A 23,633-nucleotide genomic window follows, 5' to 3' on the forward strand; every position below is an offset into this window, starting at 1 on the left:
ATGGCGCGCCACCTGCTGGGGGCGTTGTTCCTGCTGTCGGCCGCAACCACCCGGGCCAGCGCGCCGCCGGATGCTCCCCCGGTGTACTTCGACTGGTTCGAGTACCGCGGCAATGACCAGGCGTTTGAAGTGCCGCTGCCGGCCGGCCACTACCGCAATCCTGTCCTGGCCGGCTTCCATGCCGATCCCAGCGTCGTGCGCGCGAACGGCCGGTTCTACCTGGTCAATTCCAGCTTCACCTACTTCCCGGGCATTCCGGTGTTCGAGAGTGCTGACCTGGTGCACTGGAAGCAGATCGGCAATGTGATTGACCGCCCCACGCAGCTGGATTTCGACGGGCTGAGCGTCTCGCGCGGCATCTTTGCCCCCACAATCGAGTACCACGACGGGGTCTTCTACGTGGTGACCACGGCCACCGACAGCGGCGGCAACTTCATTGCCACTGCGCGCGACCCGGCCGGGCCGTGGTCCGATCCGCACTGGCTGCCCGGCATCGATGGCATCGATCCATCACTGTTTTTCGACGACGACGGCAAGGTGTACCTGATCAACAACGATGCACCGCCCGGTCCGCCGCGCTACGACGGGCACCGCGCCATCTGGATGCAGCAGATCGATCTGGCGGCGTTCAAGCCGGTCGGGCCACGCCGGGTGCTGGTTGATGGAGGCGTGGAGCCAGCGAAGAATCCGATCTGGATCGAGGGACCGCACATCTACAAGCGGGAGGGCTGGTATTACCTGTCCGACGCTGAAGGGGGTACCGGGCCGCAGCATTCGCAGGTGGTGCTGCGCAGCCGCACGGTGTGGGGACCCTACGTTGCCTATGCGGGCAATCCGATCCTGACCCAGCGCGAACTGCCGGACGACCGTCCGCTTCCGATCACCAATGCCGGCCACGCCGACCTGGTCGAAGGCCCGGATGGCTCGTGGTGGGCGGTGTTCCTGGCCAGCCGCAACTATCAGAAGCGCCACTACAACACCGGGCGCGAGACCTACCTGTTGCCGGTGCGCTGGCAGGATGGCTGGCCGCAGATCCTGCCGGCCGACCAGGCCATTCCCTACGTGGCCGAGGCGCCGTCATGGATGCAGGGCGAGGCATCGCAGGCCCCGTCGACCGGCAATTTCGTGGCGCGCGACAATTTTGATGGCCCAGCGCTCGATCGCCAGTGGCTGCGCGTGCGCGTGCCCAGGCATGCCTGGGCTGACCTGCACAAGCGCCCCGGCATGCTGGCCGTGCACCCGCTTGCCGAGGATCTGGACACGTTGCGCAATCCGGCATTTCTCGGCCGGCGCCAGCAGCACCTGCGCTTTGAGGCGAGCACCGCGATGACCCCGCCAGCCCCCGGTGTCGCCGCCGGTCTGGCGGCGTTCCAGAGCGAGGCGTACTGGTACTTCCTCGGCGTTCGTGACCTTGGCGGGGGGCGCCTCTCGCTCTTCCTCGAAGCGCGTGACGGGGGTGGCAGCACGCGGACGCTGGCCAGCCATGACGTGCCGGCGTCTGCAGCGCTGCGCCTGAAGATTGCCGGCAACGAGGGCGACTACGCGTTCTCGTTCGACACCGGCGACGGGCAGGGCTGGCAACTGCTCGCAGGCGACGTGGACGGCACCGTTCTGAGTACGGACCGGGCAGGCGGCTTCGTGGGCGCACTGCTGGGTCCCTTCGCGCGCGACGAGCGCACCGGGAGAAGCAAATGAGACTGTCGATTTCGTCCAGGACCCGCCGCCCTACGTGGCGTGGCCTGGCCACCGTGTTCGTCCTGAGCTGCGTGGCGGCCGCCGCATCCGCGGCCGCGCCACGGCCCTGGCTGGATGTCTCGGCAAGCTTCGAGCAACGGGCCGCCGCACTCGTCGCGCAGATGACCCTGGAAGAGAAGGCGGCACAGATGCAGAATGCCGCGCCGGCAATCGAACGGCTGGGTGTGCCCGCCTACGACTGGTGGAATGAGGGGTTGCATGGCGTGGCACGGGCAGGGCAGGCCACGGTGTTTCCGCAGGCAATCGGCCTGGCCGCGACCTTCGATGTACCGTTGATGGGGCAGGTGGCCACGACCATCAGCGACGAGGCCCGCGCAAAGCACCACCAGTTCCTCCGCGAAGGCGCGCATGGCCGTTACCAGGGCCTGACCTTCTGGTCGCCGAACGTCAACATCTTCCGCGACCCGCGCTGGGGTCGCGGACAGGAGACCTACGGCGAGGATCCCTACCTCACCGCGCGCATGGGCGTGGCCTTCGTACGCGGCCTGCAGGGCGACGACCCCGTCTACCGCAAGCTGGACGCCACCGCCAAGCATCTGGCCGTGCACAGCGGACCGGAGGCCGACCGCCATCACTTCGATGCACGCCCCAGCCGGCGCGACCTCTACGACACCTACCTGCCGGCGTTCGAGGCGCTGGTGAAGGAAGGCGAAGTGGATGCGGTCATGGGCGCCTACAACCGCGTGTACGGCGAGTCCGCCAGCGCCAGCCGCCTCCTGCTGCGTGATCTGCTGCGACGCGACTGGGGCTTCAAGGGCTACGTGGTCTCGGACTGCTGGGCCATCGTCGATATCTGGAAGCACCACCGTATCGTCGCCACGCGCGAAGCCGCCGCGGCGCTGGCGGTCAGGAACGGCACGGAGCTGGAATGCGGCCAGGAGTACGCAACGCTGCCTGCGGCAGTGCGCCAGGGGCTGATCAGCGAAGCGGAGATCGACGATGCGGTAACCCGCCTGTTCACCGCACGGATGCGCCTGGGCATGTTCGATCCGCCGGAGCGGGTGCGCTGGGCGCGCATTCCGGCCTCGGTGAACCAGGCGCCGGCCCATGATGCGCTCGCGCTCAAGGCCGCGCAGGCCTCGCTGGTGCTGCTGAAGAACGATGGCATCCTGCCGCTGTCGCGCGACACCAGGCGCATTGCCGTGGTTGGACCCACCGCCGACGACACCATGGCGCTGCTCGGCAACTACTTCGGTACACCGGCCGCGCCGGTCACCATCCTGCAGGGCATACGCGAGGCGGCCAAGGGCGTTGAAGTGCGGTATGCGCGTGGCGTGGACCTGGTGGAAGGGCGCGACGATCCCGGTGCCACGCCGTTGATCGAGCCGACCTTCCTGCGGCCCTCGGCGGACTCGCCCGAGCGCGGCCTGCGCGGCGAGTACTTCCGCACGCCCGACCTGTCTGGCACTCCGGCCCTGGTGCGGACCGACGCGCAGATCGGCTTCCGCTGGGACCGGGGCTCGCCGACCGACAACCTGCTGGCACGCGGCGAAGCGGCACCGGGGCAGGGGATTCCCGACGACCGCTTCAGCATCCGCTGGAGTGGCCAGCTGCTGCCCCCCGTGTCCGGTCGTTACCGGCTGGAGGTGGCCGGCGATGATGGCTACCGCCTGTACCTTGACGGCAAGCGTGTGATCGATCACTGGGTGAACACGGATCGCCTGCATGCCGAGGGTGTCGAACTCGACCTGCAGGCGGGGCGTGCCTATGACCTGAAACTGGAATACTACGATGACCAGCGCGATGCCGGCGTGCGCCTGGGGTGGCGCATGCCCGGTGCCAAGGCGCCGTTCGATGAAGCGCTCGATGCTGCACGCGAGACCGATGTGGTGGTGTTCGTCGGTGGACTCACCGGCGATGTCGAAGGCGAGGAAATGACGGTCAACTATCCGGGCTTTGCCGGTGGCGACCGCACCGACCTGCGGTTGCCCGCGCCGCAGCGCACCCTGCTGGAGGCCCTGCACGCTACCGGCAAGCCGGTGGTGATGGTACTCACCGGCGGCTCGGCCATCGCGGTGGACTGGGCGCAGGCGCATCTGCCGGCGATCCTGATGAGCTGGTACCCCGGGCAGCGCGGCGGCACCGCCGTCGGCCAGGCGCTGTTCGGCGATGTCAATCCCGCTGGCCGTTTGCCGGTCACGTTCTACCAGGCCGGCGAAGCAATGCCGGCATTCGAAGACTACGCCATGGAGGGCCGTACCTACCGCTACTTCCGTGGCACGCCGCTGTACCCGTTTGGTCACGGGCTGTCGTACACGCGCTTCGATTATGGAACGCTCCGCCTCGATGCGGACACCATCGGCGCCGATGGTCGCGTGACCGCGTCGGTGGATGTGACCAACGCAGGCACGCGCAGCGGTGACGAAGTGGTACAGCTGTACGTGCGGCGCGAACACGCCGGTGGCGGTGATGCCGTGCAGGAACTGCGCGGCTTCCAGCGGGTCCATCTGGCTCCGGGCGAACGCCGCACGGTGACGTTCACCCTGGAGGCAGCGCAGGCTCTGCGCCACTATGACGAAGCGCGTGCGGCGTACGCGGTGCAGCCCGGTGCCTACGAGGTCAGGGTAGGGGCGTCCAGTGCCGATATACGTGCGCAGGTCAGGTTCACCGTGGTGCCCGCGCATGACTGATCGCCCTCGTTGGCATCGATGCCCCTTCGACCAGATCCCTTTTCCAGGACGTCCGCTGCATGGCAAGCACTGAACACGCGCTGTCGGTTCGCGAGAAGCTCGGCTACAGCCTGGGCGATCTCGCTGCCAACCTGATCTTCCAGACCCTGATCACCTACCTGGCATTCTTCTACACCGACGTCTACCGCCTGCCGGCTGCGACCGCGGCCACGATCATCTTTGTGGTCGGCCTGCTGGGTGCGTTCGTGTTCACGCCGTTGATCGGCATCGCGGCCGACCGAACGTCCACCCGCTGGGGCCGCTTCCGCCCGTGGATCCTGTGGACGGCCATCCCCTTTGGCGTACTGTCCCTGCTGGCGTTCAGCACCCCGGACCTGGGCGAGCGCGGAAAGGTGATCTATGCACTGGGCACCTACGCGCTGCTGGTCTGCGTTTACGCCGCGAACAACCTGCCGTACTCGGCGCTGAGCGGCGTGCTGACCGGCAGCATGGCGCAGCGCAACAGTCTTTCGGCTTACCGCTTCGTGGCCGTGATGATCGCGCAGTTCATCATCCAGGTGCTGCTGATGCCGCTGGTGCTGATTCTGGGTGACGGCGACCGGGTGCGCGGCTTCGAACAGGTCATGACCGCCTTCGCACTGATCGGAACAGTGTTCTTCCTGATCACCTTCGCCACCACCCGCGAACGCATCGTGCCGACGCGCGAGCAGACCGGCGGCATAGTGCAGGACCTGTCGGACCTGCTGCACAACCGCCCGTGGCAGGTGATGCTGGCGCTGACCGTGCTGGTGTTCATCAACCTGGCGTTGAAAGGCGGCACCTACATCTATTACTTCCAGTACTACATGAGCGAAGCGGCGCTGGCCAGCTTCCTGGAAAACTCAGGCTTCAATGGCCTGATCAGTGCATTGAATGGCGCCCTCGCCAGCGCCGGTTTCGCGGCGTTCACCTGTCCGAAGGACGCGGCCACCTCGGCGTTCAGCCTGTTCAACGCGTGCGGCATCCTCTGCATGATCGTGGGTATTGGTGCATCACGGCGGCTGGCGGATCGCTTCGGCAAGCGCGATGTCTTCGGTGGCGCCTTGTTTGTTTCGACCCTGTTCCTGCTGGCCTTCTACCTGTTCCCACCCACGGCGGTGGCGGTCGCGTTCGCAGCCTTCATGCTGCATGGCTTCTGCTATGGCATCACCATCCCGCTGCTGTGGGCGATGATCGCCGACGTCGCGGACTACTCCGAGTGGAAGAACCATCGCCGGGCCACTGGGATCATCTTCTCGGCGATGCTGTGCGGCCTGAAGATCGGCCTCAGCGTGGGTGGCGCACTGGTCGCCGCGATCCTTGCCCACTACGGCTACCAGGCAGGCCTGGTGCAGCAGCCTGAGGCCGTGGTGCAGGGCATCCGCCTGACCGTAAGCGTCTATTGCTCCCTTCCGTTCCTGCTCGCCGTGGCGCTGCTGTTCTTCTACCGGATCGACAAGCGCGCGGAAACGCGCATCGAGCAGGATCTCCACCTGCGTCGCCGTTCCGCCGACGCCTCCGCGTAACGCCAAGATGACAACCATGATCGACCTCTCTGCCGGTGAAGACGGCCAGGCCAGCGAAGCCCGTCTTGCGCAGCTCAGCGCACACGCCATTTCGCGACCGCTGGTGACCCACATCTACACCGCCGACCCTTCGGCACACGTGTTCGAGGGACGCCTGTACATCTATCCGTCGCACGACATCGACGGTGGCCAGCCCTTCGACGATGAAGGCGGCCATTTCGGCATGCAGGATTACCATGTGCTGAAGATGGATACGCCCAACGGCACTGCCGTCGATTGCGGCATGGCGTTGCACGTGCGCGACGTGCCCTGGGCGCGGAAACAGATGTGGGCCCCAGACGCTGCCTGCCGCGATGGCCGCTACTACCTCTACTTCCCGGCCAAGGACGCCGAGGGCCGGTTCCGCATCGGCGTGGCAATCGGTGCGCGACCGGAGGGCCCATTCGTGCCCCAGCCGGAGCCGATCAAGGGCGCGTACTCGATCGACCCGGCCGTGTTCGAGGACGACGATGGCAGCCACTACCTGTACTTCGGCGGCATCTGGGGCGGGCAGCTGCAGAAGTATCGTGACAACCAGTACAGCGAAGCGCACGAGGAACCCGAGGGCAGCGCGCCGGCCCTGGGGCCGCGCGTGGGCCGCCTGGATGCCGGCATGACCGAGCTGGCCGAGCCTACCCGCGAAGTGCAGATCCTGGATGAGCATGGCCAGCCGCTGCGTGCGGACGACCACGCGCGCCGCTTCTTCGAAGGCCCGTGGCTGCACAGGTACCAGGGTCGCTACTACCTGTCGTACTCCACTGGCAACACCCACCAGCTGTGCTACGCCGTGGGAGACAGCCCGTACGGGCCGTTCACCTATGCTGGCGTGATCCTCACCCCCGTGGTCGGTTGGACCACCCACCACTCCATCTGCCAGTTCCAGGGACAGTGGTACCTGTTCTATCACGATGCGCTGATGTCCGGCGGCATTACCCACCTGCGCTCGGCCAAGTGCACGCCGCTGCACATGGAGCCGGACGGAAGCATCCGAACGATCAATCCCTATGGGGCCTGAGCGCATGTTGCCGAGGGATGATGCGCTGGCCCCGCTGCCGGCCGGTCAGCTGCACTGGCTGAGATGCGGCGAACTGGAGGTTGCGCTCGCCGCAGCGGCGGGCGGGCGCATCGCGCACCTGCGTTACCGGGGCGTGGAATGGCTGGTGGACGCGCAGGAGACCGGGGCGGCGGCGATCGCCTGGGGCTGCTACCCGATGGTGCCGTGGGCCGGGCGCATCCGCCGTGGACAGTTCCGTTTTGACGGCAGGCCGCATCGGCTGCCGCTCAACTTCGACGGGCATGCCATCCATGGGGTGGGCTTCTCGCGACCCTGGCAGATCGACCGGCTCGATGCGGCCGCAGCCGAGGTGTCGCTGCAGCTGCCGCGCGACAGCTACTGGCCCTTCGGTGGCATTGCCCTCCAGGAAGTGAGCCTGCACCCTCACACCCTGCAGCTGCGCCTTTCGGTCCAGGCCGGCGAGCAGGCGATGCCGGCGGTGCTGGGCTGGCACCCCTGGTTCAGGAAGCCGGACCGGTTGCTGTTCAATCCTCGCGCGATGTATCCGCGGGACAGGGAAGGTATTGCCACGCTGCCCCACGTGGAGCCCACCACCGGCCCCTGGGATGACTGCTTCGTTGCCGACGGTGACATCACGCTGGTACGCGAAGGCCAACGCCTGCGGCTGAGGTCGGACCACGACCACTGGGTGGTCTACGACGCTGCGCCGCACGCTACCTGTGTCGAGCCGCAGAGTGGCCCGCCGGACGGCTTCACGCTGGCGCCGCACCGGCTGGAGCCTGGCCAGCGCCTCGCGTTGACGTTCGAACTGGCGTGGGTGGCGGACAGCAGCTGAAGCCCGGCCGGAGTGTCGGTACGCCGCCCGGAGCGGGTGTGGACCCTGGTGCCTGGCACGGGCTGCGCCTCACCACCACGTGCGATCTGCTACAGGTTCCAGTCAACCCGCATGCCCGCGATCAGTGCATTCGGCAGGTCCCGCTGCCGCGCAGGTTCGTTGAACGGGTCCGGATGCACGATGTAGTGCAGGTTCGGTGCAATCCTGAGCTGCGGGGTGAGCTGGATGCCATAGCTCAGCTCCATCATCACCTGGCTTCCGTGCGGGGTGCCGCTGCCGCCGGCGGCAGCGCGGGCCAGGCGGAGGTTCTCCAGCGCGATGCCGCTGTACTTCTGCCGGGTGACGACGAAGCCGATGCTGTCCTGCGGCCGGCGGGCGAACGTGCCTTTCTGCACAAGCCCGGCCTGCAGGAAGTGATCCTCGATCAGCTGCCCGGAGGTACCCTTGAGCGCGGCGCCGAAAAGGGTCAGGCCGCGGCCATTGCCATCGCCGGTAAGCTGCTGCTCGAAGCGCGCGAACGCACCGGAGCGACCGTGGCGTGCCGCGTACTCCTGGCCACTGAGCAGCGCGGGAATGCCGTTGGCATCGCGCAGCGGATCGCGATAGGTCGAGTTGTCCTGCCAGCCACCGAGTTCGTAGCGGGCATTCAGTCGTGCCGAAGCCGGGCTGCGCCAGCCGATCGTGTAGGGCACGATCCACCCGGTGGCCTGGTTCGTATTCCACTTCAGGCCATGCTGGCCATCCTCGGCCTGGCTGGGATCGACCTGGTAGGCACCGATGCGGACATAGACATCGGGCGTCACCCAGGCCGTGGCGTCGGCCATCCAGCTCGACACCGGCCACCAGGTGAAGTTGCTGGTGCGGAAAACGTAGGTCGGGTTGCCGCACGCCGAGTTGCCCTGGAAGTACTGGCACAGCTCCGACCCGAGGTGGTGGATGTTGGCGACGCTGCGACCGGCCTCCAGCACCAGCCGGTCGTTGAACAGCTTCTGTTCCAGGGTCAGGTTGGCCAGGCGGGTCCCCTGGCCGCCGTAGATTTCCTGCACCGAGGTGCTGTTGCCGGTGCTGCTGTTGGCGAGGTTGGTGCCGTGGCGATTGATGCCATAGGACTTGATCGTGGCCCCCCGCCAGCCGAACGCAGCGTCGAGGTCAACATCGGCGCCGAACATCAGCTGGCCGGCGTAAGCGGTGCCGCTGCGCTTGCCACCATCGAGCGTGGCGGCCGCCTCGCCGGTGTAAGCCAGTTTGGGAGTGAGGACATCACTCGCGTTGGCAGCTACGGTCAGTGAGGGCAGGGTCAGCAGGATCGCTACCGGCACCAGGCGGCAGGAAGGGCAGGTCATGGGCGGGGTTCCTTTTACAGGGTGGGGGCCGTGACCGGCTTCTTGAGGATGCGCAGTGCAATCGCGGTGACCAACACGCCGGCCAACAGCGCCAGCAGGTAGACACCAAGATGGGTGACCGCGTTCGGGATCGGCAGCACGAACACACCGCCGTGCGGCACCTTCAACTCGACGCCTGCGGCCATCGAGATCGCACCGGCCACGGCCGAGCCGAGGATCAGCGCAGGAATGGTGCGCAGCGGATCGCGTGCCGCGTAGGGAATAGCCCCCTCGGTCACGAAGCTCAGGCCGAGCACGCCGGCGGCACCGGCAGTGCCGCGCTCCTCGGCAGTGAAGCGGTTGCTGAACAACCACGTCGCCAGCGCGATGCCCAGCGGTGGCGTCATGCCGCCGATCATGGTCGCCGCCATCGGCGTGTAGACCTGGCTGGAAATCAGGGCGGTGGAGAAGGCGTAGGACGCCTTGTTGACCGGTCCACCCATGTCAACGGCCATCATGCCGCCCAGCAGCAAACCGAGCAGGATCGCGCTGCTGCCCTCCATGCCGCGCAGCCAGTCGGTCAGCCAGGCCAGCAGTGCGGCCACCGGCGTGCCGATCACGTACATCATCAGCAGGCCGACCAGCAGCGTGCCCAGCACCGGCAGGATCAGCACCGGCTTGAGGCCTTCCAGGCTGCGCGGCAGGCGCAGCGCACGGTTGATCCAGTGCACGCCATAGCCGGCGATGAAGCCCGCCAGGATGCCGCCGATGAAACCTGCGTCCATGTTGACCGCAACCAGCCCGCCGATCATGCCGGGCGCGATGCCGGGGCGGTCGGCGATGGAGTAGGCGATGTAGCCGGCAAGCGCCGGCACCATCAGCATGAAACCGGACTTGGCGCCGATCTGGAACAGCGACCAGGCCAGCGTTCCCTTGTGGGCATCGTCGAAGGCATAGATGCCGCCGAGCGCGAACGCCAGGGCGATCAACAGGCCGCCGGCTGTCACGAAAGGCAGCATGAACGACACCCCGGTCATCAGGTGCTTGTAAGGGCCGGTGCTCTTGTTCTTTTCTGCGGTACGGCCCGAAGCCGCTGTCCCCGCGTGCACGCCGACCTCGGCCAGCGCCTTGCGGATCAGGTTCTGGCCGTCATTGATCGCCGGCTTGGTACCACTCTTGAACAGGCGCTTGCCAGCGAAACGCGCCAGATCGACTTCGCGGTCGGCGGCGATCAGCACCACATCGGCAGCGGCGATTTCCGCATCGCTCAACGCATCCTGCGCGCCGACCGAGCCCTGTGTTTCCACCCGGATCGCATGGCCCAGCGCTTTGGCAGCCTGTTGCAGGCCTTCTGCCGCCATGAAGGTGTGAGCGATGCCGGTGGGGCAGGAGGTGACGGCAACGATGCGCTTGCCAGCCCCGGTGGCGGGGACACTGGCCGGCGCGGCTGCGAGCGGTGCAAGCGCGGCGACCGGATCGTCCAATACCTCGCCCAGGCTGGCATGCACGATCCGGGCATTGCCGAAGCGTGCGATGTCTGCCTCGCCATCGCCCACCAGCAGCAGTTGGGTCGCGGAGGCGGCGTCCGAGGCGGGCAGCGCGCCGGTCACGCCCTGGTCGCTGCGGATTTCGATCATCAGCTCAAGCCCGCGCTGGCGGGCCGCGCGACGCAGGGCCTCGGCGGCAAGTACCGCCTCGATGCTGCGTTCGCCAGCGGCGATGACTACGGTGGAAGCGTGCATGGGAACTCCTGGAATGCTTCGGGTTCGTCCTTGCCGGAGGCATCGCGGGTGGCCCGAAGCCAACCGCTGCTCCTCCGGCAGGTGTTTCAATCCAACCGCTCGATCAGTACATCGCCGGCCCCGGCGCGCACCTGCGCCGGATCGAGCCGCCGCGCGTCTCCGCTATCCAGCCGGCTCATCGAGAACGCCGTGGCCAGTCGTGCACAGGCGGCCAGGTCGAGGGAGCGCTCCAACAGCGCGGCGGCGATGCCGGCGACCATGGCATCACCGGCGCCCACCGTGCTGCCCTGGGCCAGACGCGGCGGTCGCGCGACCAGTGCGCCGGCGCGATCAATGAACAGCGCGCCGTCGGTCCCCATGGAGATGGCGACGAGTGCGACACCGCGTTCGACCAAGGCCTGGCCTGCAGCGCGCAGTGCGCTGCGATCCGGCAGCGACGTGCCGGTCCAGGCCTCCAGTTCGTGGCGGTTGGGCTTGATGGCGTAGGGCAGCGCGCCCCGCGCGCCGTCCAGCGCAGCTGCAAGCGCATCGCCGCTGGTGTCCAGCAGCACGCGCGCACCGGCCGTTCCGGCCTGCGCCTGCAACCGCGCCCATGCATCGGCCGGTAGTCCGTGCGGCAGGCTGCCGGACAGCACGACCGGCAGGCCGGGCGCGAGCAGGGCGCCGAGCTGGCGCGACACCGCGTCCAGATCGGCAGCGTCCACGGCCAGGCCTGGCAGGTTGATGTCCGTCGTTTCGCCGTTGGCCTCTTCGACCAGCTTGATGTTGGTGCGGGTATGGCCCGGAACGCGCAGGCAGCCGTCAATGATGCCCCGCTCACGGAACAGCGTGCGGAACACGCCGTCGTTGCCGTCGCCCAGCACGCCCAGCGCGGTGATCGGCACGCCCCAGTCGGCCAGGCAGGCCGCCACGTTGATGCCCTTGCCGCCTGCGTCGTCGCGGGAGCTGCCGGCGCGATGCACGCGGCCTGGCTGCAGGCGGGCCAGGCGCACGGTCTGGTCGATGGCCGGGTTCAGGGTCACGGTGACGGCGCGGGCAGTCATGCGCGCGCTCCATCGAGGCCGCGCACCTGCTCGGCGGTTTCGCACCCCAGTGCGGTGCTGGCCAGCGCTTGCAGTTCGGTCATCGCGGTGCCACGCAGGCGCGCCTTCACCGCCGGGATGTCGTTCGGGGTCATCGACAGTTCGTCCACGCCCAGGCCAGCCAGCAACATGGCGCCGAAGGGATCGCCGGCCAGGCCGCCACAGACGCCGACCCAGCGCCCATGCAGCCGTGCGCCTTCAACCGTGGCGCGGACCGCGCGCAGCACCGCCGGATGCAGGCTGTCGGCCTCGGCGGCGAGTTCCGGGTTCTGGCGGTCGATCGCCAGCACGTACTGGGTCAGATCATTGGTGCCGATCGAGAAGAAGTCGGCATGGCGCGCCAGTACGTCGCTCTGAGCGGCGGCAGCCGGCACTTCGATCATGATGCCGATCGGCACCACCGGCGCCTCCAGCTCGGCACGCAGGCGCTCACAGATGGCGCGCAGTACGACCAGCTCGGTCACCGACGTGATCATCGGGAACATGATGGACAGGCGTGCACCGTCCTTGGCGGCGCGATACAGCGCACGCAGTTGCGGCTCCAGCAGGTCAGGGCGGCGCAGCAGCAGGCGCGCGCCGCGCACGCCGAGGAACGGGTTCTCCTCGCGTGGCAGTTCCAGGTGCGCCACCTGCTTGTCGCCGCCGATGTCGAGCGCGCGCACGATCAGCGGGCGGCCGTTGAGTGCCTTGGCCATCGCCAGATAGGTGGTGTACTGCTCCTCCTCGCTGGGCGTACTGCCACGTTCGAGGAACAGGAACTCGGTGCGCATCAGGCCGACGCCTTCCGCACCCTGTTCCAGTGCCAGTGGCACCTGGTCGGGCAGGTTGACGTTGGCGCCGATGTCGATGCGGTGGCCGTCGAGGGTCTGGGCGGGTTGCGCGCGTTGCGCGGCTTCGCGCTCGCGGATCTGCTGCTGTTCGGCGATCCATTCGCGTGCCGAGGCGAGATCGGCTTCGGAGGGGGACAGGTAGAGCCGTCCGCTGCTGCCGTCCAGGATCGCTTCGCGGCCTGGCTGGATCGCCAACAGCCCGGCGCCGCCGGCCACCAGCGCTGGCAGGCCCAGCGTGCGCGAGAGGATGGCGGTGTGCGAGGTCGGCCCGCCCTGCGCGGTGGCCAGGCCGAGCACGCGACCGGTGTCGAGATTGGCGGTATCCGAAGGCGACAGATCTGTGGCGATCAGGATGCACGGTTGCGACGGCAGATCCGCCAGGCCACCACCTTCAGCAGAAGGGTCAAGCTGCGCCAGCACGCGTCGGCCGACATCACGCAGGTCCGCCGCGCGCCCGGCCAGCACCGGATTGCCCAGCGCCGCCAGCCCGGAGGCGATCTGCTCGATGGCCTGGTGCCATGACCACGCCACACCATGGCCTTCGACCATCAGTTGGCAGGTGCGGGTGATCAGGTCGGTGTCGTCGAGCAGCGCGGCCTGCGCCTTGAAGATCGCCGCATCCGAAGCGCCAAGGCGGCGCTGGGTGTCGTCCTGCAGGGCGGCCAGCTGCTGGCGGGTGCGGCCGAGTGCATCCTGCAGGCGTGCGCCGCCCTCGCCAAGCGGGGCAGGACGGTCGGTGACTTCCGCCTGCGTGCTGGCCAGCACATGCACCGGGCCGATCGCCAATCCGGGGCTGGCGCCAATGCCAATGATCGTCGCCTGCGCTTCGGGCGGTTTCCACCCGGTGACAGGGGCTGCTGCCTTGCGCTGGGCTGCACGCTCGGCATCAGCCCTTTCCTGTGCGACCAATCCATCCATGACCTTGCGCAGCGCAGCCAGCAGCGCGGGGGCATCGGCGCCCTCGGCAGAAACACGCACGGCATCGCCCTCACGCAGCCCGAGCTGAAGCAGCGCTACCAGACTCTTGGCATCGGCCGCCTGATCGCCTGCGCGGACCTGCGCGCGGGCTGCGAAGCCGCGCGCCGTCTCGGCCCAGCGCGTGGCAGGACGGGCGTGCAGTCCGTTGGGGTAGGCGATGGTCCATTCGAAGCGCTCGGCCAGATCCACCGCTGGCGCGTGGGTGGCGGCAATCGCAACATCGCCGGCCAGCGCGTTCACGATCTCGCCCGCCTCGGTGGTGGTGAACAGCCGCTGCAGCGTGGACTCGTCCTGGATCAGCCGGGTCAAGCGGCGCAGCACCGTGATGTGGGTATCCGACTGGGCAGCGATGCCGACCACCAGACGGGTGATCTGTCCCGGGTTCCATTCCACGCCTTGCGGCAACTGCAGCACGGCGATGCCATCGCGGTGCACCAGATGGCGGTCCTCGCCAAGCCCGTGCGGGATTGCTACGCCGTGTCCAAGGAAGGTGTTCGCCAGCGTTTCGCGCCGCCCCATGCTGGCTTCGTAACCCGGCGCCACGCAGCCGGACGCGACCAGCATCTGGGCGACCTGCGCAATGGCATCGGTCTTGTCCTGCGCCCGCGCGTCCAGGCGGATCAGTTCCCGGGTGGCCGGGGAAGGGGAGGTCTGGGGCGACAAAGGGGGCTCCGCGGAGGGGGTGGCTGGGACGCATTGGGAACGTTCCCACTCGCCATTTCAATGTGCAGTGCACAAAAATCCAATAGTCCTTTGGCGTTAACATGGTGCTGGAGGGCCGTCCGGCCCAGAAAAGCGCTCGATTCCGGGAACGTTACCAGTGAGCATCAGCATCAATGACGTCGCACGCGTGGCGGGGGTATCCAAGTCCACGGTGTCGCGGGTGCTCGGCGGCGGCCCGGTCAGCGAGGCCGTGCGCGGCCGGGTGGAGGCGGCGATCCGCCAGACCGGATATCACCCCAACCTGCAGGCAAGACGCCTGCGCGCCCGGCATACCGGCATCATCGGCCTGATCGTGGCCGATATCCGCAACCCGTTCTTTACCGCGCTGATCCGCGCCGTGGAGGAAGTCGCGTACCGGGAAGGCCTTCGAGTCACCCTCTGCAACACCGATGAGGACCCCGAGCGCGAGGCGCTGTATCTGCAGTTGATGCACGAGGAACGCATCAGTGGGCTGATTTTTGCGCCCACCCGGACCACGGTGGGGCGGCTGGACCGGCTCACGCTGGATTACCCTACGGTCCTGGTCGATCGTGCCGCACCCGGTGGCTCGATCGACAGCGTGGTCCTCGACAACGCAGCGGCGATGGCGGGCCTGGTCGAACACCTGGCCGAGCGCGGCTATTGCCGCATCGGTGGCCTGTTCGGCAGCACCAGTACCACCGCGGCCGAACGCCGCGACGGCTATATCGCTGCAATGCGCAGGCACGGGCTGGAACCGGACTACCGCGAGGTAGAGCCCACGGCCGAGGCCGCCATCGCAACAGTCGAGCAGTGGTTGACCAGTCCTTCGCGTCCCGATGCGCTGGTCGCCAGCAACAGCCTGCTGCTCATGGGCGCATTGAAAGCGGCCCGCAGCGCTGGGCTTGCGATTCCAGGAGAGCTGGCGCTGGCAGGGTTCGACAATGAGCGATGGACCGAACTGGTCGAACCCGGGGTTACCGTGGTCGAGCAGCCGGTTGAAGAGATGGGGCGAGCCGCGATGTCGCTGTTGCTGGAGCGCCTACGCATGCCGCAGCTGCCGGTACGCAGACTGGTGATGACGGGAAGGTGCGTGGTGAGAGGGTCAACGGCTGCGCGATAGTCCGGCGCCGCGCCTGCGGCAGTCGCAGTCGCAGTCGCAGTCCATGAGGCTGGCACTGGGGTGTTGGCGGGTCGCGCGTTGTCTGCTAAAAGCCATCTGGACACGCGGACCGGATGGATCATCGCCTTGTCAGAGCCTTATTCAGCGCTGTTGCGCCTGCAGTTGCGCCACGAAGATCTCTCCAGATGGCTGGCGGCGCCCCTGCCTTCGCCATCCCGATGGTCCGACTGGCGATGCATCGCTGGGCCGTGGCGCTTGGGCAACGGTGAATGCCTGGCGTCTTCAAGCGACGAGGCGTTGGATGAACTGCTCATAGACTGCCAGGCCCTGCTGGCCCGCTACCCCGACAATCGCGCCGCATTGAAGGCCTTCCTTGCATCCGCGCAGGCCGAGAATATCCAGGTTGCCGCCTATGAGCGCACTGGTACGCACTTTGTTGCGGGATCGCTGACGTATTCGGAAAGCCTCTACGATCTCATCGCGTTTCTGGCTGTGGCACGGGGCGCGGCCGATTTCCTGAAGGCGGGCGACCATGGGGTGGCACTGGTCCACGACTATCTCTGGGCAGAGGAAGGTGAGCGCGAGACCGTTGCCGCGATTGCCCTGGCCGGCCAGGGGGAATCCGGATTCCTTTCTTCCACGGACCTGGATACCGCTGCCGCGCCCTTCGACGCCTTGGTGGAAGCCATGCTGGAAGCTGAGGACGACCCGGCGTTTCAACCACGCAACCAGCTTGATCAACTCTGACCGGCGCCGCGTGGAATCCAGAAAAACGACAGCCAGGACCCCGATATGAAAGGACATCAAGCCCGCCGCGCGCACCGCCGCATGCGTTGGCTCCTGACACTGTGCCTAGGCGCCCTGGTGGGACCCGCCGTGGCAGGCACAACGCAACCGGAACGCACCTGGTTTGTCAGTGGTGCGGAGCTCATCATGCTGCTGCAGGGCAAAGGCGCTGACGGGTTCTGCGATGGCGAACACTGCCGGGGGCTGTCCAGCGCCCGGGCCAGCAGCTATATCCTGGGTGTCGCCGATGCCAGCCGCGGTCAGTGGTGTGGGCAGGGCCGGATCCTTCCGCATGAACTGGTCGATCAGGTGTCTTCCCATCTCCGGCAGCTGCCCCGCGTGCGATTGCAACAGGATGCGTCTCCCCTGGTTGTCGAAGGGCTGCGCGCGGCGTTTCCCTGTGGTCGCGGCACATCGCCTGGTGGCAGTGCCGAGCCCGGCAAGGCACGCTGAGACGCGTGGGCTGGGCGTTGGCAACGCGGGCTGCAGCCTGCGTAATGAACACATCGGTGTTCTGCACGCTGGCGACACGATGCATTCACGACCGCCGACCCCCGCGCCCGCGACACTGCATGCTCCTTTCTCCGCATGAGGTGCCCCATGGCTACCTGTGATGTCTGCGGCAATGACTACGACAAGAGCTTCACCCTCCAGCAGGGTGGACGCAGCGGCACCTTCGATTCGTTCGAGTGCGCCATCCATGCGTTCGCACCGCGCTGCGCACATTGCGACTGCGCGATCATCGGGCATGGCGTTGAAGGAAACGGTCATATCTTCTGCTGCGCACATTGCGCCGGTCACGCCGGTGTAAAGGGAATCGCAGACCGGGCCTGAGCCCGCTCCGGCCGGTCATGCCGGGACCAGCGAGGCGAGCCGCGCGACCCGGGCCGCGCCCGAATCGGCGAGCAGCGCCATCGCACGCTGTTTCCGGGCCGGCGTCCCCGCCACAGCCTCCCGTGCCACCACTACGTCGAATTCCCTGGCGTTGGCGTCCAGCGCGGTAGCCAGGACACATGAATCGGCCGTCATCCCACCGAGCCAAAGGCTGCGCACGCCAAGCTTCGCCAGCAGAATCGGCAACGGGCTGGCCAGGAACGCCGAATGCTTGGGCTTGAGCACGAAGTAGTGGCCGGGCAGGGGAGAGAGGAGGTCGGCAATCCGCCCGGCCGGTCCTCCATCCCGCTGGCACTGTGCTACCTGCTGGCGGAAGTCACGCTTCCAGTCGGAGAAGTTGTCATTGGCGTAGATGACCGGCCATCCGTGGCCATCAAAGTGGTCTCTCAAGCGTCGGATCTGTGCGGCCGCCCGCTCCGCTGCTGGTGCCAGCGCCTGCGCGCCCGGGAAGTCGAAGCGACTGAACATGTCGATGATCAGCAAGGCGGTTGACGGAGCATTTCCCATGGTTCAATCCCCTGTCTGCGCGTGCGGAGCTTCGACCGGCTTGGATTGCGGTGAGTCCTTCTGCCGCAGGAAGATCGTAAGTACAACCAGGGACAGCACCGCAAGAAACTCACTCTGCCAGTTCTGCATCGACTCGAACCAGAACGTGCTGCTGCCCAGATGCTCCAGGAAACCCGGCACCGGCAACCCTTGCAACTGCTGCTCGACCTGATCGGCGCGCCAGCTACCCAAGGCGTGCAATGTAAAACTGAGCAGGAACAACAGCCCGAAGGCGATCGCAAGCGAGTGAGCGTAGAGCACCTTCCATGCGCCGCCGCGACGAACCGGCCACGGCGCAGGTCCCGGCTCCACGCGGTTCTGCTCCTGCGCGGGGTCCAGCGGCCGGGATTCGGCTGATCCACGCTGGCGCAGGGTGACGGTCAGAAGAACGTACATCCCCATCTGCAGGAACTCGCTCTCCCAGTTTTCGAATGTAGCGCTGACAAAATGCCCGGTCGCCAGGTAGTGCCACAGGTCGACCGGCGCGCGTCCGTGCTGGGTCAACTCCTGATTGTGCACGTGATGTCCCGCAACTGCCTGCCCGGCAATGAAGACGACAGTGAGTGCAAGCAGTACCAGCGAGAGACCGTTGCGTTTCCACATGCAACACCTCGTTCAGGCCGACCAGAAATCGTGCATGCAGCTTGCGCCGGCAGCGCACCATGACGCGTGAATCCGGCGCATCCAGGATGTGAGGCGGCCTCAACGCTTGCCCGTCGGATCGGGGTCGGGACGTTCGTAGTCCTCGGGTACGGCCTTGGGGCCATCGCCGTCGTCCGGCATGTCGTGCGCCTTCCACTTCGCTCGATCATTGCGCCGCTCGTCCGGGGTGTGCGCCTTCGATTGATCGTCCACGTCTGTTGTTGGATTGAAAGGCAGCTCGTCGTTCATGCTGGGCTCCTGTGGCGGGTGTTCGCAGCGTGACCCGGTCGGGGTTAACGCTACGACGCCGCGGAATGAACGCTGTGCACACCTGGATGTCACCGGGGCGGGAGGACGTCCCTGCGATGCTGTCGTTCCGATCTTCTGGAGAAGCACGATGCAGGCATTGACCTATCACGGCCGCAAGGATGTGCGCGTCGAGACCGTGCCGGACCCGGTGCTGGCGGCTGAGGACGATCTGATCCTGAGGGTTACCGCCACCGCCATCTGTGGTTCGGACCTGCACCTGTATCGGGGCAAGATTCCCGATCTGCACGACGGCGATGTGCTGGGCCACGAATTCATGGGCGTGGTGGAAGAGGTCGGCAGCGGCGTAACGCAGGTGAGGCCGGGTGATCGCGTGGTGATCCCCTTCGTGATCGCCTGTGGCGAGTGCTTTCACTGCCGGCTGGCCGAGTATGCCGCCTGCGAGACCACCAACCCGGGCAAGGGCGCTGCGCTGAACCAGAAGGGCCTTCTGCCTCCGGCGGCGTTGTTCGGGTACAGCCATCTGTATGGCGGCGTGGCAGGCGGACAGGCCGAATTCGTGCGCGTGCCCAAGGCGAATGTGGGCCCACTGCGCATTCCGGAAGGCGTGGCCGACGAACAGGTTCTGTTCCTGTCGGACATTCTGCCCACCGGCTATCAGGCCGCGCTGAACGCTGGGGTCAAGCCGGGCTCGACAGTAGCCATCTTCGGTGCCGGTCCGGTGGGACTGATGAGCGCGGCCTGCTGCCGGCTGCTGGGTGCGGAGACCATCTTCATGGTCGACCATCTTCGCTACCGCCTGGACTACGCGCGCCGTGCCTATGGTGTGACGCCGATCGACTTCAAGGAGATCGAGGACCCAGCCGACTACATCCTGACCCAGACCAGTGGGCGCGGCGTGGATGCCTGCATCGAGGCCGTCGGTTTCGAGGCCGAGGGCAGTGCCCTGGAGTCAGCGCTGACCGCCGTGAAACTGGAAGGCAGCAGCGGCGTGGCCATCCGTCAGTGCATCGCAGCCGCCCGCCGCGGCGGCGTGGTCAGCATTCCCGGTGTCTATGCCGGTTTCATCCACGGGTTCCTGCTGGGCGATGCGTTCGACAAGGGGCTGACATTCAAGATGGGACAGACCCACGTGCAGGGACTGATGCCGGAACTGCTCGACGCAATCATCGAAGGAAAGCTGGATCCGGGGGACATCATCTCGCACCGGATGCGCCTGGCCGATGCAGCGCAAGGCTATGCGATGTTCGATGCCAAGGACGACGACTGCCGCAAGATCGTATTGACACCCTGAGCGAGCCGTCATGAGCGGGATTGTCATGGCCTGTGTCTACGCAGTCTGGTTGACCGCCGGTGCGCTGGACTTCCACTTTCACCGGCGTACCGATCTGCCGCACACGTCCGCGATGCGCGAGAGCCTGCTGCATGGGCTGCAGCTGCTGCTCATCGGCAGCGGCGTGCTGGCGTGGCTCGTGCTGGAAAGCACGTGGTTGCTCGTCACGCTGCTGGCAGTCCTGGTCATCGCGCATGCAATCGCCGGCTACCTCGACACCGTCAGCGCGGACGGGCGGCGACGCATCAGCCCGGCCGAGCAGCACGTGCACAGTGTGCTCGACGCCGCTCCCTGGGTGCTGCTGGGCGGAGTGGCGTGGCAGGCCGAGCCTCGTTGGGCAGTCAATGTGGCACCGGCAGCACCGGCGCTGTGGGGGTTTGTATTGCTGCCGGCGCTTGGCCTGGTGGTGTTGCCATGGCTATGGGAACTGCGCCAGTGCGTGCGTGCAAGCGAACAGCGCCAGCGGTGACCGCGTGAGGAACACTGCGCCAGGTATTCATGTGGCCGCCACATCGCCAAGACAGTGATGTGACCGCAGGGCGCCTACGTTCATGACCTATCTTCATTGCAGACCGGCCATGCAGGATGTGACGTCGCCTTCTTCGCTGTTCAACCGCGCGCGCCAGGTTCTCGCCCAGCAGCCCGCGCTGCCTTTGCCCGGAAGTGGCCACACGCTGCAGCGTTGGCGGGCGCTGGCGGCGTGGGGGGCAGAGGACCTCTGCTTGGCCAAGGTACTGGAAGCGCATTACGACGCCCAGGCGATCATTGCCGAGCTGAACGCGCCTAGGGTTGCTGAAGGGCAGCTGCTGGCGGTGTGGGCCGCAGAAGGCCCAGCCAACACCCTGCGCATCGACGCCGGCGGTGGACTGTATGGTGACAAGCCCTGGTGTTCAGGCAGCGCGTGGGTGGATGCGGCACTGGTAACCGTGCGGAACACACACGGCGTGTGGCTGTGCCATGTGCCGGCGGAGCATTGGTGCACGCTTTCGGGTGAGCCCTGGCCGGCGGCTGGCATGGCCGGCATTCCGTCCACGACGGTGCGCTTCGACGGCGCACCGATGACGATTCTGGGACCGCGCGACGCCTACCTGCAACGGCCGGGCTTCTGGCATGGCGGAGCCGGTATCGCGGCGGTCTGGTTTGGCGCAGCGGTGGCACTGGCTGAACGCATGCGGCCGGCCTGCAGCGACGGCAACCGCGCACGGCTGCTGGGTGCAGCGGACCTTGTGCTGGGGCCGGCTGCGGCGCTGCTTCGCGAAGTGGCCGCACGCATCGACGACGCGCCTCAATCGGCGCATCGGGAAGACGTAGTGCGGCTGCGCTGCGTGGTCGAACGGGCGGCGACGCGCGTCCTGGACCTTGCAGGCCGGGCGCTCGGTCCGGCGCCGATGTGCCTGGAAGACAGTCACGCCCGCCGCTGGGCGGACCTGACGGTGTTCCTCAGGCAGTGCCATGCCGATCGCGATTGGCAGTGGCTGGGTGAGCAGCGGGCAGCCGAGGAGACCGCATGGGCGCTGTAGCCAGCACACCCCTGCAAGGACAGGGAACTCAGGAACAGGCCTGGCTGCGCTGCGATTGGCTCTGGCAGCAACCGTCCACGCCCGCCCGTTCACTGTGCGCCGGCCACGACCGCCTTGTGGTCGTTGCGCCGCATCCCGACGACGAGATTCTTGGCTGTGGTGGGCTGCTCCATCATGCCGCGGCACAGGGCATGGAGGTTGGCGTCATTGCCGTGACCGATGGTGAAGCGTGTTATCCGGGTGAACCGTGGTGGACACCGGAGCGCCTGCGGTCGGCGCGTCGGGCAGAGCTTGCTGCGGCATTGGCGGAACTTGGGATTGCGGCCGACGCGACGTTTCATCTCGGCATCGGCGATGGCGCGGTCAGCAAGCACGAACAGGGCCTGCAGGACTGGCTGCAGCAGCACCTGCAGCCGGGCGATCTGGTACTGGCGCCCTGGCGCTTCGATGGGCACCCCGATCACGAAGCGGCAGGGCGTGCCGCCTGCCGCGCCGCGCGCGCAGTGGGTTGCCGTCGCCTGGAGTACCCGGTATGGGGCTGGCACTGGCTGGATCCGGCCTGCGCGCACATGGCGTGGGAGCTGCCGCGACTTGTCGACATTTCCGCAGCAGCGTCGGTGAAACGGAGTGCGATCGCCCGGTTCCGGACGCAGACGGGCAACGTGCCGGGCCTGAACAGCCCGCCGGTGCTGCCTTCCCATGTACTGGCCCGATTTTTCCGCGATTACGAGGTATTTCTGGCATGAGCGCGCAACCGTACTTCGATGAACTGCATGAGCAGGAAGACCCTTTTGGCTACCGCAGTCGGTGGTATGAAGAACGCAAGCGTGCGTTGCTGCTGGCCAGCCTGAGCCAGCGCCAGTTCAATCGTGGCTGGGAGCTGGGATGCTCCAACGGCGTGCTGACCGAGGCCCTGGGGGCCCGCTGTGAGCGCCTGCTGGCCACCGATATCAGCCCGCGCGCAGCGTTCCGGGCCCGCCGCAACCTGGCCCACCTGCCGCACGTGCAGGTCCACTGCGCCAGCCACCCCGAGCAATGGCCGCCGGGGCGCTTCGACCTGATCGTCTGCGGTGAGATGGGCTACTACCTGGGGACGAGCGCCCTTCGCGAGCTGCGTGCCGGAATCGATCAAGCACTTCGTGACGACGGATTGCTGGTCGCCTGCCATTGGTTGCCCTCGTTCCCCGGGCGGGTGAGCCGGACCGAAGTCGTGCATCGGTGCCTGGGCCACGGCCTGCACGAAGCCTTCCACTATCGCGATGCGGACTTCGTGCTGCAGGGCTGGACGCGCGGCACGCTGTCACTGGCCCGCAACGAGGGCCTGCGGTGATAGGCGTTCTGGTCCCCGCGCACAACGAGGCAGCCAGCATGGCGCGCTGCCTGCAATCGATCCGAAGGGCGGCCCTGCACCCGGGCCTGGGCGGCGAAGCGGTCGAAGTGGTGGTTGCACTGGACGCTTGCTCGGATGCGACGGCGTCCATCTGCCACCAACAGCGCGTCGGCATTGTGCGGCTGGATGCACGCTGCGTGGGGATTGCCCGCGCAGCGGCCGCCGTCGAGCTGCTGGGTCGCGGCGCCAGGTGGTTGGCCAGCACCGACGCTGATAGCGAGGTCCCTGGCGACTGGTTGGTTGGACAACTGGAGCAGCCGTGTGACGCCTTCTGCGGACTGGTGGACATTGCGGCGCGCTGCCCGTCCGAACATCGCCTGCGCAGGGTATTCCAGGGGCGGCAGCAGTGGGGGGAAGGTCACGGGCGCATCCATGGTGCCAACCTGGGTGTCTCTGCCCATTTCTATCGTGCGGTCGGCGGTTTTCCTGCCTTGCGCTGCGGGGAAGACGTTCAGATGGTGAGGGCGCTGCAGGCCTGCGGCGCGGATGTACGCTGGGCCGGTGCTCCCGTCGTCTTCACCAGTGCGCGTCTGGAAGGGCGCGCCGCAGGGGGATTTTCAGCCTATTTGGCTGAAATGGGGGCGGCGGGTGCCCCTGCCGTGCTGACCGGGCCGGCCATTGCGTAAACACCGGCCATTTCGCCGCACCGCAGCAGGGGGGCGCGCCGTCAGGCGTCTCC

The 23,633-nt window shown here is 67.1% G+C and carries 22 protein-coding genes; 15 read left to right on the forward strand and 7 right to left on the reverse strand.

Annotation, left to right across the window (positions count from 1 at the left end; all coding sequences use genetic code 11):
* The 5 genes from ACM0O9_RS05600 to ACM0O9_RS05620 are packed head-to-tail and all read left to right on the forward strand — an operon-like array spanning position 1 to position 7,818.
* Positions 1-1,695, forward strand: a complete 1,695-nt coding sequence (locus ACM0O9_RS05600; RefSeq protein WP_329889465.1) for a glycoside hydrolase family 43 protein — start codon at positions 1-3, stop codon at positions 1,693-1,695.
* Positions 1,692-4,385: a glycoside hydrolase family 3 protein gene (locus tag ACM0O9_RS05605; RefSeq protein ID WP_414603742.1), complete on the forward strand. Its 2,694-nt coding sequence runs from the start codon at positions 1,692-1,694 to the stop codon at positions 4,383-4,385. Before ACM0O9_RS05600 ends, ACM0O9_RS05605 begins: the two co-directional genes overlap by 4 nt.
* Positions 4,386-4,444: 59 nt before the next feature.
* Positions 4,445-5,929, forward strand: a complete 1,485-nt coding sequence (locus ACM0O9_RS05610) for an MFS transporter (protein ID WP_414603741.1) — start codon at positions 4,445-4,447, stop codon at positions 5,927-5,929.
* 16 nt (positions 5,930-5,945) lie between these two features.
* Positions 5,946-6,983: a glycoside hydrolase family 43 protein gene (locus ACM0O9_RS05615; RefSeq protein ID WP_414603740.1), complete on the forward strand. Its 1,038-nt coding sequence runs from the start codon at positions 5,946-5,948 to the stop codon at positions 6,981-6,983.
* Positions 6,973-7,818 carry an aldose epimerase family protein gene (locus ACM0O9_RS05620; protein ID WP_414603739.1) on the forward strand — a complete coding sequence of 282 codons (846 nt, stop codon included), beginning with the start codon at positions 6,973-6,975 and terminating at the stop codon, positions 7,816-7,818. Before ACM0O9_RS05615 ends, ACM0O9_RS05620 begins: the two co-directional genes overlap by 11 nt.
* An 89-nt stretch (positions 7,819-7,907) precedes the next feature.
* On the opposite strand, the gene ACM0O9_RS05625 is transcribed toward ACM0O9_RS05620, so the two are convergent.
* From ACM0O9_RS05625 to ptsP, 4 genes are all read right to left on the reverse strand, one after another.
* Positions 7,908-9,161: a carbohydrate porin gene (locus ACM0O9_RS05625; RefSeq protein WP_414603738.1), complete on the reverse strand. Its 1,254-nt coding sequence runs from the start codon at positions 9,159-9,161 to the stop codon at positions 7,908-7,910.
* Between the two features lie 14 nt (positions 9,162-9,175).
* Positions 9,176-10,882 (reverse strand): PTS fructose transporter subunit IIC, encoded by a 1,707-nt coding sequence (locus ACM0O9_RS05630; protein WP_164093094.1) that lies wholly within the window; start codon positions 10,880-10,882, stop codon positions 9,176-9,178.
* Between the two features lie 86 nt (positions 10,883-10,968).
* Complete coding sequence (locus ACM0O9_RS05635) at positions 10,969-11,925, reverse strand: 1-phosphofructokinase family hexose kinase (protein ID WP_065186396.1); 957 nt, start codon at positions 11,923-11,925, stop codon at positions 10,969-10,971.
* Positions 11,922-14,435, reverse strand: a complete 2,514-nt coding sequence (gene ptsP, locus ACM0O9_RS05640; protein ID WP_414603737.1) for a phosphoenolpyruvate--protein phosphotransferase — start codon at positions 14,433-14,435, stop codon at positions 11,922-11,924. The genes ACM0O9_RS05635 and ptsP overlap by 4 nt, the downstream gene beginning before the upstream one ends.
* A 157-nt stretch (positions 14,436-14,592) precedes the next feature.
* On the opposite strand from ptsP, the gene ACM0O9_RS05645 reads away from it, so the two are divergent.
* The 4 genes from ACM0O9_RS05645 to ACM0O9_RS05660 all read left to right on the forward strand — a co-directional run bounded on the left by ACM0O9_RS05645 (position 14,593) and on the right by ACM0O9_RS05660 (position 17,196).
* Entirely contained in the window at positions 14,593-15,576 is a 984-nt protein-coding gene (locus tag ACM0O9_RS05645) for a LacI family DNA-binding transcriptional regulator (RefSeq protein ID WP_065186758.1), read from the forward strand.
* A 126-nt stretch (positions 15,577-15,702) separates the two neighbouring features.
* Positions 15,703-16,323: a hypothetical protein gene (locus ACM0O9_RS05650; RefSeq protein ID WP_414603736.1), complete on the forward strand. Its 621-nt coding sequence runs from the start codon at positions 15,703-15,705 to the stop codon at positions 16,321-16,323.
* Between the two features lie 186 nt (positions 16,324-16,509).
* Positions 16,510-16,815, forward strand: a complete 306-nt coding sequence (locus tag ACM0O9_RS05655) for a Rap1a/Tai family immunity protein (RefSeq protein ID WP_414603735.1) — start codon at positions 16,510-16,512, stop codon at positions 16,813-16,815.
* A 147-nt stretch (positions 16,816-16,962) separates the two neighbouring features.
* The gene (locus tag ACM0O9_RS05660) at positions 16,963-17,196 is read left to right on the forward strand and encodes a metallothionein (protein WP_061478271.1); all 234 of its coding nucleotides are present in this window, start codon (positions 16,963-16,965) and stop codon (positions 17,194-17,196) included.
* 15 nt (positions 17,197-17,211) lie between these two features.
* Here the strand turns inward: ACM0O9_RS05660 and ACM0O9_RS05665 are convergent, their stop codons facing one another.
* The 3 genes from ACM0O9_RS05665 to ACM0O9_RS05675 form a co-directional block, all read right to left on the reverse strand.
* Entirely contained in the window at positions 17,212-17,763 is a 552-nt protein-coding gene (locus ACM0O9_RS05665) for a cysteine hydrolase family protein (protein ID WP_164093098.1), read from the reverse strand.
* A gap of 3 nt (positions 17,764-17,766) precedes the next feature.
* Positions 17,767-18,405 (reverse strand): DUF6766 family protein, encoded by a 639-nt coding sequence (locus ACM0O9_RS05670; RefSeq protein ID WP_065196298.1) that lies wholly within the window; start codon positions 18,403-18,405, stop codon positions 17,767-17,769.
* 99 nt (positions 18,406-18,504) lie between these two features.
* Positions 18,505-18,693 (reverse strand): hypothetical protein, encoded by a 189-nt coding sequence (locus tag ACM0O9_RS05675; RefSeq protein ID WP_065196297.1) that lies wholly within the window; start codon positions 18,691-18,693, stop codon positions 18,505-18,507.
* A 148-nt stretch (positions 18,694-18,841) separates the two neighbouring features.
* Between ACM0O9_RS05675 and ACM0O9_RS05680 the strand changes: the two genes are divergently transcribed.
* The 6 genes from ACM0O9_RS05680 to ACM0O9_RS05705 all read left to right on the forward strand — a co-directional run bounded on the left by ACM0O9_RS05680 (position 18,842) and on the right by ACM0O9_RS05705 (position 23,580).
* Entirely contained in the window at positions 18,842-20,005 is a 1,164-nt protein-coding gene (locus ACM0O9_RS05680; protein ID WP_065186753.1) for a zinc-dependent alcohol dehydrogenase, read from the forward strand.
* A 10-nt stretch (positions 20,006-20,015) separates the two neighbouring features.
* A complete protein-coding gene (locus ACM0O9_RS05685; protein ID WP_065186752.1) occupies positions 20,016-20,513 on the forward strand; it encodes a hypothetical protein in 498 nt (165 codons plus the stop codon).
* Between the two features lie 109 nt (positions 20,514-20,622).
* Positions 20,623-21,564: an acyl-CoA dehydrogenase family protein gene (locus tag ACM0O9_RS05690; protein ID WP_414603734.1), complete on the forward strand. Its 942-nt coding sequence runs from the start codon at positions 20,623-20,625 to the stop codon at positions 21,562-21,564.
* Positions 21,552-22,310, forward strand: a complete 759-nt coding sequence (locus ACM0O9_RS05695; RefSeq protein WP_032954171.1) for a PIG-L deacetylase family protein — start codon at positions 21,552-21,554, stop codon at positions 22,308-22,310. Before ACM0O9_RS05690 ends, ACM0O9_RS05695 begins: the two co-directional genes overlap by 13 nt.
* Positions 22,307-22,894: a class I SAM-dependent DNA methyltransferase gene (locus ACM0O9_RS05700; protein WP_005416575.1), complete on the forward strand. Its 588-nt coding sequence runs from the start codon at positions 22,307-22,309 to the stop codon at positions 22,892-22,894. The genes ACM0O9_RS05695 and ACM0O9_RS05700 overlap by 4 nt, the downstream gene beginning before the upstream one ends.
* A complete protein-coding gene (locus tag ACM0O9_RS05705; protein ID WP_005416574.1) occupies positions 22,891-23,580 on the forward strand; it encodes a glycosyltransferase family 2 protein in 690 nt (229 codons plus the stop codon). Before ACM0O9_RS05700 ends, ACM0O9_RS05705 begins: the two co-directional genes overlap by 4 nt.
* Positions 23,581-23,633: the final 53 nt, after the last annotated feature.

The sequence above is a fragment of the Stenotrophomonas sp. FR012 genome (genome assembly GCF_047520565.2).
GTDB classification, from domain to species: Bacteria; Pseudomonadota; Gammaproteobacteria; order Xanthomonadales; family Xanthomonadaceae; genus Stenotrophomonas; species Stenotrophomonas sepilia.